The 14,675-nt window shown below is 38.5% G+C and carries 15 protein-coding genes and 1 riboswitch; of the genes, 9 read left to right on the forward strand and 6 right to left on the reverse strand.

Annotated elements, in window-relative coordinates; genetic code table 11:
• Positions 1-223: 223 nt before the first annotated feature.
• Entirely contained in the window at positions 224-955 is a 732-nt protein-coding gene (locus tag BLR62_RS00830; RefSeq protein WP_090791884.1) for a MurR/RpiR family transcriptional regulator, read from the forward strand.
• 46 nt (positions 956-1,001) lie between these two features.
• On the opposite strand, the gene BLR62_RS00835 is transcribed toward BLR62_RS00830, so the two are convergent.
• The 3 genes from BLR62_RS00835 to BLR62_RS00845 form a co-directional block, all read right to left on the reverse strand.
• Positions 1,002-2,435, reverse strand: a complete 1,434-nt coding sequence (locus BLR62_RS00835; protein WP_090791886.1) for a glycoside hydrolase family 1 protein — start codon at positions 2,433-2,435, stop codon at positions 1,002-1,004.
• A gap of 102 nt (positions 2,436-2,537) precedes the next feature.
• Entirely contained in the window at positions 2,538-3,095 is a 558-nt protein-coding gene (locus BLR62_RS00840) for a nitroreductase family protein (protein WP_090791888.1), read from the reverse strand.
• Between the two features lie 79 nt (positions 3,096-3,174).
• A complete protein-coding gene (locus BLR62_RS00845) occupies positions 3,175-3,357 on the reverse strand; it encodes a hypothetical protein (protein WP_090791890.1) in 183 nt (60 codons plus the stop codon).
• A 212-nt stretch (positions 3,358-3,569) separates the two neighbouring features.
• Here BLR62_RS00845 and BLR62_RS00850 point away from each other — a divergent pair, with 212 nt between their 5' ends.
• The 6 genes from BLR62_RS00850 to BLR62_RS00875 all read left to right on the forward strand — a co-directional run bounded on the left by BLR62_RS00850 (position 3,570) and on the right by BLR62_RS00875 (position 9,302).
• Positions 3,570-4,736 (forward strand): galactokinase, encoded by a 1,167-nt coding sequence (locus BLR62_RS00850; RefSeq protein ID WP_090791893.1) that lies wholly within the window; start codon positions 3,570-3,572, stop codon positions 4,734-4,736.
• A gap of 14 nt (positions 4,737-4,750) precedes the next feature.
• The gene (gene galE, locus BLR62_RS00855; RefSeq protein WP_090791896.1) at positions 4,751-5,743 is read left to right on the forward strand and encodes a UDP-glucose 4-epimerase GalE; all 993 of its coding nucleotides are present in this window, start codon (positions 4,751-4,753) and stop codon (positions 5,741-5,743) included.
• 1 nt (position 5,744) lies between these two features.
• Positions 5,745-7,226 (forward strand): UDP-glucose--hexose-1-phosphate uridylyltransferase, encoded by a 1,482-nt coding sequence (gene galT, locus BLR62_RS00860; protein WP_090791899.1) that lies wholly within the window; start codon positions 5,745-5,747, stop codon positions 7,224-7,226.
• A gap of 28 nt (positions 7,227-7,254) precedes the next feature.
• Positions 7,255-8,304: an aldose epimerase family protein gene (locus BLR62_RS00865; RefSeq protein ID WP_342706528.1), complete on the forward strand. Its 1,050-nt coding sequence runs from the start codon at positions 7,255-7,257 to the stop codon at positions 8,302-8,304.
• A gap of 336 nt (positions 8,305-8,640) precedes the next feature.
• On the forward strand, positions 8,641-9,012 hold the full coding sequence (locus tag BLR62_RS00870) for an AbrB/MazE/SpoVT family DNA-binding domain-containing protein (RefSeq protein ID WP_090791902.1): 372 nt from the start codon (positions 8,641-8,643) through the stop codon (positions 9,010-9,012).
• Positions 9,012-9,302 carry a type II toxin-antitoxin system RelE/ParE family toxin gene (locus BLR62_RS00875; protein ID WP_090791906.1) on the forward strand — a complete coding sequence of 97 codons (291 nt, stop codon included), beginning with the start codon at positions 9,012-9,014 and terminating at the stop codon, positions 9,300-9,302. Before BLR62_RS00870 ends, BLR62_RS00875 begins: the two co-directional genes overlap by 1 nt.
• Before the next feature lie 93 nt (positions 9,303-9,395).
• Here BLR62_RS00875 and BLR62_RS00880 read toward each other — a convergent pair whose 3' ends face one another.
• The 3 genes from BLR62_RS00880 to BLR62_RS00890 form a co-directional block, all read right to left on the reverse strand.
• Positions 9,396-10,601 carry an ROK family transcriptional regulator gene (locus BLR62_RS00880; RefSeq protein ID WP_090791909.1) on the reverse strand — a complete coding sequence of 402 codons (1,206 nt, stop codon included), beginning with the start codon at positions 10,599-10,601 and terminating at the stop codon, positions 9,396-9,398.
• A 362-nt stretch (positions 10,602-10,963) separates the two neighbouring features.
• Positions 10,964-11,818, reverse strand: coding sequence for an HAD family hydrolase (locus tag BLR62_RS00885; RefSeq protein ID WP_090791912.1), 855 nt, complete (start codon positions 11,816-11,818; stop codon positions 10,964-10,966).
• Positions 11,819-11,909: 91 nt separating this feature from the next.
• Positions 11,910-12,881: a ring-cleaving dioxygenase gene (locus BLR62_RS00890; RefSeq protein ID WP_090791914.1), complete on the reverse strand. Its 972-nt coding sequence runs from the start codon at positions 12,879-12,881 to the stop codon at positions 11,910-11,912.
• Between the two features lie 120 nt (positions 12,882-13,001).
• Positions 13,002-13,118, forward strand: a riboswitch (TPP riboswitch).
• Positions 13,119-13,184: 66 nt separating this feature from the next.
• Between BLR62_RS00890 and thiW the strand changes: the two genes are divergently transcribed.
• Together thiW and BLR62_RS00900 are read left to right on the forward strand one after the other, a co-directional pair.
• The gene (thiW, locus tag BLR62_RS00895) at positions 13,185-13,679 is read left to right on the forward strand and encodes an energy coupling factor transporter S component ThiW (RefSeq protein WP_090791917.1); all 495 of its coding nucleotides are present in this window, start codon (positions 13,185-13,187) and stop codon (positions 13,677-13,679) included.
• A 145-nt stretch (positions 13,680-13,824) separates the two neighbouring features.
• A complete protein-coding gene (locus BLR62_RS00900; RefSeq protein ID WP_090791920.1) occupies positions 13,825-14,667 on the forward strand; it encodes a MurR/RpiR family transcriptional regulator in 843 nt (280 codons plus the stop codon).
• Positions 14,668-14,675 lie beyond the last annotated feature (8 nt).

Consider the following 14,675-nt stretch of genomic DNA (forward strand, 5'->3'; position numbering starts at 1 on the left):
TTTTCAAAAAACCACATACCGACATTTACAACGTTTCTAAATTAGGAATCTTTGATCTTTGATCGTTCATCAGTCATTGTGGGGCAAGCTGTTTCATTTTTATACATGATTTTTATAAAAAATTGGAAGAATGATGATTTTACAGTTTGACTTCGCTTGCGCTATTCACTTACACAAGCCTATAATATAAAGAGGAAATGGTAGAAAAGAGAGGTTGTTTACGATGTTTACCCATGAACAAATCGCTAGTTTTTCGGATTTAGAACACCGTCTCTACAATTATGTTATTAAACATATTGATCAAGTTATTTATATGCGTATTAGAGATTTAGCCAATGAAACACACGTCTCAACCACGACCATCTTACGTTTTTGCCAAAAGCTTGATTGTGATGGTTTTTCTGAATTTAAAGTAAAGTTAAAAATGTATAAAGAAAAACAGACCGATCAACAATCGATTATTTCAGGCGATACGAGTTTAACGGAGTTTCTGGAGCGAACATTGACACAAGACTTTCAGGAAAAAATCGAGACCATTGCATCTGTTTTAGCCGAAGCCAAGCGTGTTGTCTTTATTGGCATTGGGAGTTCTGGGATTTTAGCTGAATATGGCTCGCGTTATTTTTCCGGTTTAAAAAAGTTTGCTTTTTACATTAAAGACCCATTTATGCCAATACATGAGCAATATATTGAAGAAAGTGTGACCATCGTTTTGAGTGTTTCAGGCGAAACGGAATCAACTTTAAATCAAGTCAATCAATTTAAACAAGAAGGTAGTACGATTGTTAGTATTACAAACCATGCCGATAGCTCGCTTGCCAAATTATCTGATTACCACCTAGCCTACTATGTCAGTAATGAGTTTTTGAATCATACCAATTTAACGACACAAATTCCCGTCGTCTATTTGCTTGAACGTTTAGCTAAAGCGACTTATCAGCGTATGGACGTATAAAAAAGATCCACTCATTTCTTTGAGTGGATCTTTCTAATAAATCGGATTACTCTAGTCCATTGCGTTCAATGACGTCTTTATACCAGTAGTAGCTTTTCTTCTTAATACGTCTTAAATCTTTCGGACCGTCTTCATCTCGATTGATATAGACGAAACCGTAACGTTTCTGGTAACCATTTAACCAGCTCAATAAATCCGTAAATGACCATGTGCAATAACCGATCACATCGACACCATCAGTGATGGCTTTTTGGATCGCTTCCACATGCGTTTTTAAGAAATCGATGCGGTAATCATCATTGACAACGTCGCCTTCTTCTAATTTATCAAAGGCACCTAAGCCATTCTCTGTAATTAAAACAGGTAGTCCGTAACGGTTGGTCATACGTCTTAGGGCTACACGTAAACCGTCAGGGTCAATCACCCAATCCCAATCTGTCGTATCAAGATAAGGGTTTTTAACAACTTTAAACAAACCAGGTGTTCCAGATTCCTTTTGCGTTCCTTTCTTACCTGATGTATTGATTTTAGCATCACCAACACCGTCTAATGGATTCGCTTTCACAGTTGCCGTTTGATAATAATTCAAACCTAAAAAGTCTGGGGTTGCTTTTTTAAGTAGCTCTTCATCACCCGCTTCAAATTTAGGGGCTAACCCTTCACGCTCTAAATGATTCCAAATCGCTTTTGGATACGTTCCCCATACATACATGTCCATCCACCAATGTGAATTCATCGCTTCAGCATTTTCTGATGCTAAAACATGTTCTGGACTTGAATCATACGGATACGCTGGTGAATAAGCAAAGCTTGGTCCAATTTTTCCATCAGGAACGATCTCGCGGAACGCTTCAATCACTTTAGCGTTTGCGACATTTGCGATGTGATTGGCATGATACATCCGTTTAGGATCCTTAACACCTGGTGGGTGAACACCTTTTTGATAACCTAATCCGATAAATATATTTTGTTCATTTAACGTGACCCAATACTTCACACGGTCACCATAACGCTTAAATAGAGTCGCGCAATAGTTTGTGAAGTCATCAATAATTTTTCTGGATTCCCATGCACCATATTCATCCATCAATGCTTGAGGGACATCCCAGTGATAGACAGTCACAACGGGTTCGATATCGTTTTTAATCAATTCATTAATTAAGTCATCATAAAACTGTAGCCCTTTTTCGTTTACATCTCCACTCCCATTAGGGTAAATGCGTGTCCAAGCAATCGAAAATCGATACGCTTTAAGGCCTTGTTCTTTCATTAACTGTACATCTTCTTTAAAACGATTGTAGTGGTCAACCGCTACATCACCGTTTGTATCCTTGTACGTTGTATTCGGTTTTTTCGTGTAGACGTCCCACACAGATGGTCCTTTTCCATCTTGGTCATGCGCTCCTTCAATTTGATAGGCTGCAGATGCAGAGCCCCATAAAAAATCGTTTGGAAATGGCGCTAATGATTTATGCTCCATTTAATTGCCTCCTTTATTTAATCTCTCCTCCAGTATAACTCAATTTCTGAAATTAGAAAAAGGAAACCACCATGAGTTACTTGATGATTTCCTTTTGTTTAATTAGGTTAATTCAGTGATCTGTTTGTTTATATCAACACGTGGTAGTGGCTTTGGCACTTTTTTCGGATAGCCAATTTGAATCATGCCGACGAACTTCTCACCTTTTTCAATTTGAATTAACTCGCGAAATGCTTTTTCTTCTGTTAGTGGACCCGTTTTCCAAATCATCCCGAGTCCTTTTTCCCAACCAATTAAGCTCAGATTATGGATGACAAGACTCGTCGAGGCGTAGTCTTCTTGACGACGTTTAAGAACATGATTTTCATCCATCATAACCATGACATAAACAGGTACTTGCGCAAACATTTGATAGCCCGCTTGATAAGCACGATCTTTAGCGTCACCCGCCATGCCTCGTGATTTAAACTCTCCAGCTAGTTGAGCTAATCTTTCTTTTGTGTCGCCAGTGATGATCACGAAGCGCCACGGTTGTGTGTTTTTATGATTCGGAACCCAAACAGCGGTCTCAATCATTTTCTTTAATTCATCTATATCGACATCACGCTCTTCAAAAAGTGATACCGACCGGCGCTCTTTTATTAATTTTTCGATTTCCACTTCGCTTCATCCTCTCCCCATTTTATCGTGTTAGTATAGCATAATTTTTCTGAAAAATCAGTCCATTAGACTCTAATGACTAGAGATCAAAATCGTATTCTTCATCATTATGATACCATTCCCATTGTTCTTGGTTATTAGGATCAATGAATAGACGTCCACCTGTTCCTTCCTTCATAGGTGCCGGTTTAATGTTTAGCTTTTTCTGTAATTCATCTACTTGTTTAAGCAGTTCTTGAATCGTTTTTTCCTGACTTGTCATTTCACTCACCCTTCCATCATAAATCGATCTATAAATTGAAGTGTTTGGTTTCTATTATTTTAGCACATACAATTCCCTCCATAAACTATTGTTAATTATGCATTAAACCCCTTACATTTTTATTGCATCCATATTCGATTCATGGTATGCTCTACATAGTTAATAAATTAATTTAATTAAGTGGACATTACACTGTAGAAAGGTTTGATTTTATGGATACACAATTTTTAGTAGATGCGTTTAAAGACGTCTTCCAATCAGACGATAAGATCCGACAGTTTTTCGCACCGGGTAGAATTAATTTAATCGGGGAGCACACTGATTATAATGGCGGTTACGTCTTCCCCGCTTCGATCTCTTTTGGCACGTATGCACTTGCTAGAAAACGCGATGACCGGCAAATTCGTTTATTTTCTAAGAACTTTGAAGATTTCGGTGTCGTTTCTCTATCGTTAGATTCATTAAGTTACGACGGTGAACATGACTGGGCAAACTATCCTAAAGGGATGATTCAGGCCATGATTAATGAAGGTTTTGAAATTGAGCATGGATTTGACGTCTTGTTTTATGGAAATATTCCAAATGGTGCTGGATTATCTTCATCCGCTTCAATTGAACTTGCGACAGGCGTCTTGTTAGAAGGATTGTTCGATTTGGAGATTGATCGGATCCGCATGGTTCAACTTGGTCAACACGTTGAAAATGAGTATATTGGTGTGAATAGTGGTATTATGGATCAATTTGCGATTGGGATGGGAAAGAAAGATCATGCTATTCTTCTAGACTGTGATACACTCGATTATCATTATGCACCCATTCAACTAGGTGATTATATCATTATGATTATGAACACCAATAAACGACGAGAACTTGCTGACTCTAAGTATAATGAGAGAAGAAGTCAATGTGAACGTGCACTAGTTGACTTACAAACACAATTGGATATTTCAAGTTTAGGTGAACTGACCATTCCTCTATTTGAAGAATACCAAGGGCTCATTAAAAGCGACGAAGACCGTAAACGAGCAAAACATGCTGTCTATGAAAACCAACGAACGAAAGATGCCCGTAAAAAATTAGAAGCAAATGATTTAGTGGGTTTCGGTGATTTGTTAAATCAGTCTCACCTCTCACTCCAACACGATTATGAAGTCACCGGGATTGAACTTGATACCCTAGCAGAAGAATCGTGGAAACAAGAGGGTGTGCTTGGCGCACGAATGACAGGCGCTGGATTCGGTGGATGTGCGATTGCACTCGTTGAAAAAGCAAAAGTAGATGGATTTAAAGAACAAATTGAAAAAACATATACAGAAAAAATAGGCTATGCACCAAGTTTCTATGAAGCAACCATTGGTGATGGTGCGAAAGAATTATAAGGAGGAATCGGAAAATGAATGTACTCGTCTTAGGTGGTGCTGGATACATTGGCTCGCACGCTGTTTATCAACTAATTGAAAAAAATCATCACGTGATTGTGATCGATAATTTATCAACGGGTCACCGGGATGCTATTCATCCAGATGCGCAATTTTACCCTGGTGATATAAGGGATATTAATTTTTTACATGAAGTATTTGAAAACGAACAAATCGATGCTGTCATTCACTTTGCTGCCAATTCACTTGTCGGTGAATCAATGGAAGATCCTTTAAAATACTTTGATAATAACGTCTATGGTACACAAGTGCTCTTACAAGCGATGCATGCATTTGGTATTAAAAACATTGTCTTTTCATCAACGGCTGCAACTTACGGTGAACCTGAAGTGGTTCCGATTACTGAAGACATGCCAGCTGTTCCTACGAATACGTATGGTGAAACGAAACGCACAATGGAAAAAATGATGCACTGGTGTGAAAAGGCTTATGATATGCGATACGTGTCATTACGTTACTTCAATGTTGCAGGTGCACGCTCAGATGCTGTTATCGGCGAAGACCACCACCCAGAGACCCATCTTATTCCGATTGTCCTTCAAGTTGCATTAGGACAACGTGAACATATTAATATTTTCGGAGATGATTATCCGACAGAAGACGGCACGTGTATTCGTGATTATATTCATGTTGAAGACTTAATCGATGCGCATATTAAAGCTGTAGAATATTTAGCTGCTGGTGGAGAAAGTAATATCTTTAACCTTGGAAGTTCAAATGGTTTTTCCGTTAAAGAAATCATTGAAGCAGCAAGAAACGTTACCAATCACCCCATCCCTGAAGTCGTTGCCGAACGTCGAGCGGGTGATCCAAGTCAATTAATCGCCTCATCAGAAAAAGCGAAAAAGCAACTCGGTTGGCATCCAACCCGAACAGAGATTCATCGCATTTTAAGCGATGCATGGCGCTGGCATTCGAAGAACCCAAACGGTTATGAGGAGGGATAGAATGATTGAACAAACAATCGAACAACTCATTAAAAAAGCAACAGAAGCGAAATTAGTTACATTGCGTGATCACGTCTATTGTCGAAATCAAATTCTTGGACTTATTGGACTCGATACGTTTCGAGATACAGGAGTTGAATCAACAGATGAAGACATGCCACAACTTTTAAAGCGTCTCATTGATGATGCTGTGGAGCGTGGTGTGATTAAAGATGCACTTGATGAACGTGAACAATTGGATGCTCATATTATGAACGTCTTTTTACCTAAACCGAGTGAAGTGAATGATACGTTCAATATCCTTTATGAGCAAGACCCAATGCGGGCAACAGACTATTTCTATCACCTATCGCAAGTGAGTCACTATATCCAAACGGAACGGATTGCTAAAAATATTCAATTTGAAGCCCAAACCGACTACGGTAAAGTCGATATTACGATCAACTTATCCAAACCGGAAAAAGACCCTGAACAAATTAAACGTGAGCGTGCGATGAAGCCTACCGTTCAGTACCCGAAATGTTTACTCTGTTTTGAAAATGAAGGTTACGTTGGTCGAACAGGTCATCCGGCGCGATCGAATCACCGTGTCATCGATGTCAACTTACTTGATGAAAAATGGTACTTCCAATACTCACCCTATGTTTACTACCATGAGCACAGTATCGTGTTTAGTGAAGAACATCGACCAATGGTTATATCAAAAGATACGTTTGGTCGCTTACTGAAATTTGTAGAAAAGTTCCCGCACTATTTCATTGGATCAAACGCCGATCTTCCAATTGTAGGTGGGAGTATTTTAAGTCATGATCACTATCAAGCAGGCCATTATACATTCGGTATGACTGAAGCAAAAGATGCTTTTACGTTCACTCTTAACAACTATCCAACCATTGAAGCCAGTGTTGTGGAATGGCCGATGTCTGTCATTCGTTTACGTGACGATAACCAAGACACACTCGTTCAAGCAGCAGACCACATTTTAACAAAATGGCGCAGCTATTCAGATATAGAAGCTGATATTGTTGCCTATACCGATGACACGCCACATAACACAATCACACCGATTGCACGTATGCGTGACGGGTTATACGAACTCGATCTTGTATTACGTAATAACAGAACAACTGATGAGCACCCTGGTGGACTCTTCCACCCGCACGAAGATGTTCATCATATTAAAAAAGAAAATATCGGATTAATTGAAGTGATGGGACTTGCCGTATTACCTCCACGCTTAAAACCCGAACTCGACCAAATCAATGCGTATTTACGAGGAGAACAAACGAAAGTAGAAGCATACCATCAAGATTGGGCAAGTGAAATGAAAGAACATCTCGACAACAATCCAACTCAATCCGTTGATTCACTCGTTCAACAACATTTAGCTGAAAAATTTGTCCGTGTTTTAAAGGATTCTGGGGTATTTAAGTCGAATAATAGTGGAAGAGCGGCATTTAAACGCTTTATCTCGTCACTCTAATCGATCGACAACAGGAGGAGTATTTTTTATGATGCAAACACAACAAAAACCCATTACCGTAGAAGACCAAACATGGACAGAATATACATTAAAAAATGATCATGGTATGGAAGTGAACTTTTTAGATTTCGGTGGTATTATCACGTCACTCTATACCCCGAATCATGAAGGTGAGTTTGAAAATGTCGTGATTGGCTTTAATGATTATCGTGAGTATTTAAACAACAAAAACTTTTTCGGTGCATTAATTGGCCGTGTTGCAGGTCGAATTGAAAATTCCCAATTTACGGTTAACGGAGAAACTTACGAACTTCCGGCTAATGAAGGAGCCCATCATTTACATGGCGGGACAGTAGGCCTTCACAACGTCCGTTATCAAGTTGAACTCATTGAGGGCGCTGAAATGGCATCAGCTGTTCTTTATCATACAAGCATGGACGGTGAAGGTGGCTATCCAGGTACGGTCAAATTTAAAATCACATACACTCTAACAAACGATAATGATTTTTCAATTGAATATGAAGCATTTTCAGACAAAGATACGATCTTAACGTTAACAAACCATTCTTATTTCAACTTATCTGGCGACTTAAAAGATACGGTTTTAGCTCATGAAGTTGAAATCGATGCCGAGCAGTTCGTTGAATTAGATGAAGAGCTCATTCCAACCGGTAAATTGTTACCCGTTAGAAATACAGTCTTTGATTTTACAACTGCTCACCAAATCGCCGATGGTGTGAACTCGGGTGACCCTCAAAACAAAGTTGCAGGAGACGGCTATGATCATTACTTCGTTTTTGATCAAAAGAAACCGTACAACGTTAAAGTAAGTGAACCAAGAAGTGGTCGTGTGCTAACTGTTAAAACCGATCAACCAGGCATGGTCATGTATACATCCAATAATTTGGATCGTTCACTTACGCTTAAGGAACGCACATCAGCTAAGTACTTAGGGGTGTGCCTTGAAACACAAGCATCACCTGCTTCAGTCAGTCATGATGGCTTTCCTAGTATTTATTTAGATGCACACGATGTATATCGTAAAACAACAACATTTAACTTTTCTACTCAAGCCTAGATAGAAATTCATTTGTTCAATACATGTTGTTAGTAAAAAAATGATTGACCCTCAGCACCGTTAAGCAGAGAGCGGAAATAAAAATAGCAACTTAAATGGCTTTAGCTCTATCTACTAGATAGCTAAAGCCATTTAGCATTTCTTAGCTTCTTGCACGATTCTAAAAATAAATATAGCCCACAATTAATTTATACTTTTTTCTTTTCACTTATTACACACTTACATTTTTGAAGATAATTTATTTTTCTTTGTTTCTTTGTTATAATGATTTTAAAGATACAAAGATATAGGCATCTTTTTTGTGGTTTCGGTATATACTAAAAAGAGGTAAAAATGATGAATACCACTTATACGGAGCGTGATCAAATGGATCGTAAAATTATTAGTGTTTCAAAAAAGCGTCAAATTACGATACCTTTAAAATACTATAAATACCTTGGACTTGATAATGAAGTCGAATGCACGCTTGAAGATGGAGCTATTGTATTAAGGCCTCTAAGCAGAGATTCTGGTGAATTTTCAGTTGAAATTCTTAAAGATCTTATCGCTCAAGGCTATTCCGGCGATGAGCTAATACAACAATTTGAAGCCCAAAGTAAAAATGTTAAAAAAGCTGTCACTAATATGCTAGAAGAAGCAGATGCTATCGCCGATGGTGAAAAGGAATCTTCCAGCTTTGGTGATATCTTTGGTTCGGAGAATGAATGATGTATCAGATACAATTCAGTTCTGCTGCTGAACGCTATTTTAAGAAACTAAAAGAAAAGCCTCTGAAGCAGACTTATGAAAAAGCTCTCCTTGATTTAAAAAAAGACCCGTATATCGGAAAACCGAAGCACGGGGATCTTGCCGGCATTTATGGATATGACATTAAATACAAAGGTACCAATTATGAAGTTGCTTATACTATCCACGAAGTTAATGAAAATAAACTAATTGTTCTTTTGGCCGGAACACGGGAGAACTTTTATGAACAGCTGAAACGGTATATCAAATAGCTCTCACTTAAAGAGGGCTTTTTTATATATCAGCATTTTAAAGAGATATAAAAATCCCGTGAGCTATTATATTCACGGGATTTTGTCTATTTATTATGAACGATTCAATTCACCATTGGTTGCAAATAATTCATCTAATACTAAAGCTACCGCGCCGAGCGATGTGGATTCATCTCCTAGGTCAGACACATGTATAGGCGTTTCCTTAGCAGAATCTGTTAATGCTCTTTCACCAACTGTTTCACGTACTGTTGGTAATAGGTATTCTGCTGACTTTGATACACCACCATTTAAGATAATTTGGCCTGGATTGATCGTGTGAATAATATTGGTTAATCCAACACCTAAATAAAAACCAGTCCACTTCAACAAATCAATCGCTAGCAAGTCTTGGTTTTCTGCCGCTTCGTAAACGACTTGAGCCGTTATTTCTTTTTCATCTGCAAGAACAGACGATTGACCGCGATTAATTTCTCTTCTCGCTCGCCTTGCAATGGATGGTCCTGAAATAAGTGTTTGCAAGCAGCCACGATTGCCACATGAACAGACTTCACCATTCAAGTCGATCGTCATATGCCCCATTTCACCCGCAATGTGCGACTCACCACGGTACAACTCCCCTTCAATCACAACACCAGCACCGACACCCGTTCCTATATTAACAACGACCAATCGATCAGTGTCCTTCGCCTTACCGAACCATGTTTCTGCTAACGCAAGTGCACGTGCATCATTTTCGACTTTCACTAAATAAGAAAAATGATTTGACAGCGTCTCTTCAACTGGCATGTTGTGAAGGTCTAAGTTAGGAGCATATAATGCTGTACCTGAATCCGAATCAACAACACCATGCATCGCCACGCCAATTCCGATTATATCTTCTGATAGGTGGCTATAGTCACTAAGCATTGTTTCAATGGACTGAATTAGCGTTTGTAAAAAAGCTTCTTCTGTGATTGGTAATAAGAGATTCACCTGTTTAACATCGACAATGTGTCCTAATAAATCGGTTAAAATCACTTCAATTTTACGCGGTCCTGCATCAATTCCAATCATGTAATAAGCCTTGTGATCAATTACAAGCATGGTCGGTTTACGTCCACCTTTAGAGGTGCCTTGTGTGCTTTCTTTAACAATCTTTTGATCAATTAATTCCTTTACTAAGGAACCAACTGTTGGTGGCGTTAATTTTGTTTCTTTTGCAATTTGTGCTCTTGAAATCGGACCATCATTTAAAATTTTAGTTAAAATAATTGATTTATTTAATGACTTCATGCCTTGAAAACTGCCACGTTCCATATGCTTACCTCCGTCTCTACTAACTGCCTAAGCTCCATTCTATCACTTTAATAAATTAAATTAAACAAGTTAAGTTTAGAAGAAACATTAAAAAGTAAAAATGGATCTGAGACAATTTAAAATGAAACAATATAATAGCTTATAGCAACCTGAAATATTCTCGCTTTCTGCGGGCACGGCCTCAGCTAACTTTAGAAGCAAAAAGCGCTTCTAAAGTGGATCTTCGGACTCGTGCTTTCCCGTAGGAGTCTCGTATATTTCAATATGCTATAAGCTATTCAAACAAACAACCGAACAATTAAGATACTTTTTTGTTCGGCTAATATATTGACTGTTTTTCTTTTTTTACATACACATCTTACTTAATTCAATATGTGTTTTTCTAAGTAGTCTGCAACGCCTTCTTCTTCATTTGAAAGGTCTGTCACAGTATCCGCCAACGCTTTGATCGGTTCTGGTGCATTTTTCATCGCAACAGAATAGCCGATCATTTTTAACATTTCAACATCGTTATAGCTATCACCAATAGCTAAACTATCTTTGGCGTCAATTTTTAAGTGGCTTAAACAATCTTGAATACCGGTTGCTTTATTTTTGCCTTCAACCATCACTTCTACGTTGTGATCCGTTGATGATGACATTGAAAAAGGTAGTGCATCTTGTAATTCAGACAATTCCTTTTTCCATTTTTCCATCTCGTCTTGATCATTACTGAAAAAATAAAATTTAGAATAGCCTTCATTCGCTAATTTGTCGACCCATTCAATTGTACCATCTATCGCTTCTAAGCGCTCATTCCATTCGTTGATCCCGAGAGTCGTTGCCTTCTCACCTGCTATGTTCGCTTCAAGCATCGGTCGATCCTTTTGTTCAACCCGTCCACGACCTGATGTTGGAAAGACCTCATAATAAATGTTCGATACGCGCGCTTTTTCTACGAGTGTTTGAACAACGTTAAATGGTAACGTATGTTCAAACAAGCATTGATCGTTTAAATAGCCGATCATACCATTTGAACTAATAATCCCATCGACTTCAAACCCTTCCGGTGTTGCTGGGTAGATTTCATCTTTTCCTCTTCCCGTTGCAATAAACACATAAATGCCTTTTTCTCTCACACGATCAATCGCTTCTTTCGTACGCTTTGTAATACGATTTTGATAATTCAACAATGTGCCGTCCATGTCTAAAAAGATGGCTTTAGGTAATGATTTCATTGTATTAGCCCCCCACTATAAAAACAATTCAAACCATAGTATAGCAGAATTTCAGAGTAGAAAACACAATGAAACAAAACATGTAAGAGACTTATTTTCTCATCTTAATGGGTTTTAATTGTCGCTCAATCTGTTCACGTTTATCCTCTAGAAATGGCGGAAGGGCTAACTTTTCACCGAGTGTCGATTCATCTTCGTCGACTAAAAAGCCCGGGGCATCTGTTGCGAGTTCAAATAAAATACCGTTTAAGTCTCTAAAATAGAGCGACTGGAAATAATAACGATTCACAACACCTGAAGTTGGAAGCCTTAATGCTTTTACCTTCTGTTCAACTTCTCTTAATTCTTCAACAGACTTAACGCGTAAAGCAACATGGTGCACACTGCCTCGTCCTGGTTTTTCTTTCGTTAAGTTAGAACGTTCTTCAAGCTGAATTTCTGCTCCGGTTCCGCCTTCACCAGTTTGATACACTTCAATATCATGACCATTTTCTACTCTCGCAGGATATGATCCTACGTTTTCAAACGTTAAAACCGACCCTAATATTTGTCGTGTATGTTCAGCTTTCGGAACCGTTAAACGAACCGGGCCTAGACCTGTAATACCGAATTTCTTAGGAATATCAGGGTGTTCAAATGGCACACCTGCCTCTACCCCTTCATTATCCTCATCTGATACGAGTGCTAATCGTTGCGACTCGTGATCTTCAAAACGCAAAACGAGCCGACCAAATTCTGTTTTAATGGGTTCGTGTTTGATCCCAAGTTGTTCAAACCGTTTTTTCCAAAAGTGAATCGCTTCATCATCTTGAACACGTAAACCCGTCTCAGAAATACTGTTATTCCCTCTGTACGTGTGACCGACCCCTAACATTTCAAAAAAGGTTAGGTCTGTGCCAGGTCGTCCAATTTCATCGGCATAAAACAAGTGATACATTGATGGTGAATCTTGATTGACTGACTTCTTAACAAGTCGCATCCCTAATTGATCTGCATAAAAATCATAATTCTTCTGTGCGTTGGCTGTTAAAGCAGATACGTGGTGAATCCCTAATATTTGCATCGTACGTCCTCCTTTATGTTACTTTTAGTATAACGATTTATTATCTTGAATTCAAGATATTTGCTTTTCTACTTTTTATCTATTTTAGACTATGTTATGATAGATTCAAATTATAATAGCTTTGACTACTAGGGGTGCCTATTACTTGCATAGGCTGAGAGAAAAGTGCCCAAACTTTTTAACCCTTAAGGACCTGATCTAGTTTATACTAGCGGAGGGAAGTAGATAATAGATACCCTTCAGGTCCCGTCTTTAGCTGTTACCCAATATGTATTGGGATACACTTAAAGGAGGGCTTTTTTTATGAGAAACACACGAAAACTAACATTGATGGCTGCACTGATTGCACTTGGTGTTTTAGGTGCAACCTTCATCTGGTTCCCAACAGGGGTTGCTAGAGCGTACCCTGTTCAACATGCCTTAAACGTCATAACGGCTGTCATTTTAGGACCTGGACCTGCTGTTATTGTCGCATTTGGTGTTGGACTGTTGCGCAATCTATTAGGACTTGGGACGCTACTTGCCTTTCCAGGTGGTATCATGGGTGCACTACTTGCAGGTTTATTCTACAAATATTCGAAAAAACATCGCACCGCAGTTATTGGAGAAGTGATTGGGACTAGCATATTCGGTTCCCTTCTATCCATTCCAATCGCACGACTGTTTATGGGTGATACGGCTGGTGTATTCGCCTTTGTGCCTGGCTTTTTCATCAGCAGTTTAACCGGTGCTCTACTTGCTTGGTTACTTTTAGCTCGACTGAAGCATATCGACTTTACACGTTATCTAAATGATTAATAATTCATTGACTTAAACGCCCACAAATCGCGTTTGAGTCTTTTTTTTTGCGCTAAAATGAAAGTTAACTTTCATTTTTTATTATAAAATTGACTTATAGTTATCAAAATGATACATTAAAGCTATAGATAGGAGTGGTTTTTATATGCAAAACGGACAAGATCTGACGTTAAAACCTTCACTTCAACTGGAACAATTTAAACATCAATTAACAAAATCAGAGCAAAAGATCTTTCAATACATTCAATCTCACCCTCAGTCCATTATTTATGATTCATTAACCGAATTCGCTGAAAAAAGTCGCGTTGCTGAGGCAACGGCACTACGGTTTTTCCGAAAGCTCGGCTATAGTGGGTTTCAAGCATTTAAGCTCGCTTATGCTCACGAGCAATCAGCAGATCGTGACGAAAAGAGTGAGCATGAACGGTTTTCAGCCCAAATTAAACATAGTATGGCGACAACAATTGAAGAGTCCTTTGAATTACTCGATGAATCCACACTAAGTAAAGTAATCGATCGAATTGACGATAGTGATGATGTTGTTGTATTTGGCATTGGCGCATCAGGTATTGCAGGTTTAGATATGCAAAACCGTCTGATGCGGATTGGGAAAAATATAACTGTTGTCACAGACACCCATACTCAAATTATGCGAGCGACTTCAGCGACAAAAAAGACGGTTTTAATTGCGATTAGTCTATCTGGAAGTACGAAAGAAATTATTGATCACGTTCAGATCGCAAAAGACAAAGGTGCAACAATTATAGCGTTAACCAACTATGCCAAATCACCTTTAAGCTCTTTAGCTGATCATGTTTTGTTATCATCTTATAAAGAAAATCCACTCGATCGTGGATCCTTAATCGCAAAAGTATCTCAACTTTACTTAATTGATTGTATTTGTACGGGGCTATCAATCAAAAACAGCGAACACGCTCAAAGAATTAAACATGAAATAACCCAACATACGACACCGAAAATTTATTAGGAGGGATA

Source organism: Pelagirhabdus alkalitolerans, from assembly GCF_900096905.1.
GTDB lineage: Bacteria > Bacillota > Bacilli > Bacillales > Amphibacillaceae > Pelagirhabdus > Pelagirhabdus alkalitolerans.

Bases quoted from the DNA above. Each gene is read 5' to 3' on its own strand.
- BLR62_RS00830 (WP_090791884.1), top strand. From the start codon at position 224: ATGTTTACCCATGAACAAATCGCTAGTTTTTCGGATTTAGAACACCGT.
- BLR62_RS00835 (WP_090791886.1), bottom strand. From the start codon at position 2,435: ATGGAGCATAAATCATTAGCGCCATTTCCAAACGATTTTTTATGGGGC.
- BLR62_RS00845 (WP_090791890.1), bottom strand. From the start codon at position 3,357: ATGACAAGTCAGGAAAAAACGATTCAAGAACTGCTTAAACAAGTAGAT.
- BLR62_RS00850 (WP_090791893.1), top strand. From the start codon at position 3,570: ATGGATACACAATTTTTAGTAGATGCGTTTAAAGACGTCTTCCAATCA.
- galE (WP_090791896.1), top strand. From the start codon at position 4,751: ATGAATGTACTCGTCTTAGGTGGTGCTGGATACATTGGCTCGCACGCT.
- galT (WP_090791899.1), top strand. From the start codon at position 5,745: ATGATTGAACAAACAATCGAACAACTCATTAAAAAAGCAACAGAAGCG.
- BLR62_RS00865 (WP_342706528.1), top strand. From the start codon at position 7,255: ATGATGCAAACACAACAAAAACCCATTACCGTAGAAGACCAAACATGG.
- BLR62_RS00870 (WP_090791902.1), top strand. From the start codon at position 8,641: ATGAATACCACTTATACGGAGCGTGATCAAATGGATCGTAAAATTATT.
- BLR62_RS00875 (WP_090791906.1), top strand. From the start codon at position 9,012: ATGTATCAGATACAATTCAGTTCTGCTGCTGAACGCTATTTTAAGAAA.
- BLR62_RS00880 (WP_090791909.1), bottom strand. From the start codon at position 10,601: ATGGAACGTGGCAGTTTTCAAGGCATGAAGTCATTAAATAAATCAATT.
- BLR62_RS00885 (WP_090791912.1), bottom strand. From the start codon at position 11,818: ATGAAATCATTACCTAAAGCCATCTTTTTAGACATGGACGGCACATTG.
- BLR62_RS00890 (WP_090791914.1), bottom strand. From the start codon at position 12,881: ATGCAAATATTAGGGATTCACCACGTATCTGCTTTAACAGCCAACGCA.
- thiW (WP_090791917.1), top strand. From the start codon at position 13,185: ATGAGAAACACACGAAAACTAACATTGATGGCTGCACTGATTGCACTT.
- BLR62_RS00900 (WP_090791920.1), top strand. From the start codon at position 13,825: ATGCAAAACGGACAAGATCTGACGTTAAAACCTTCACTTCAACTGGAA.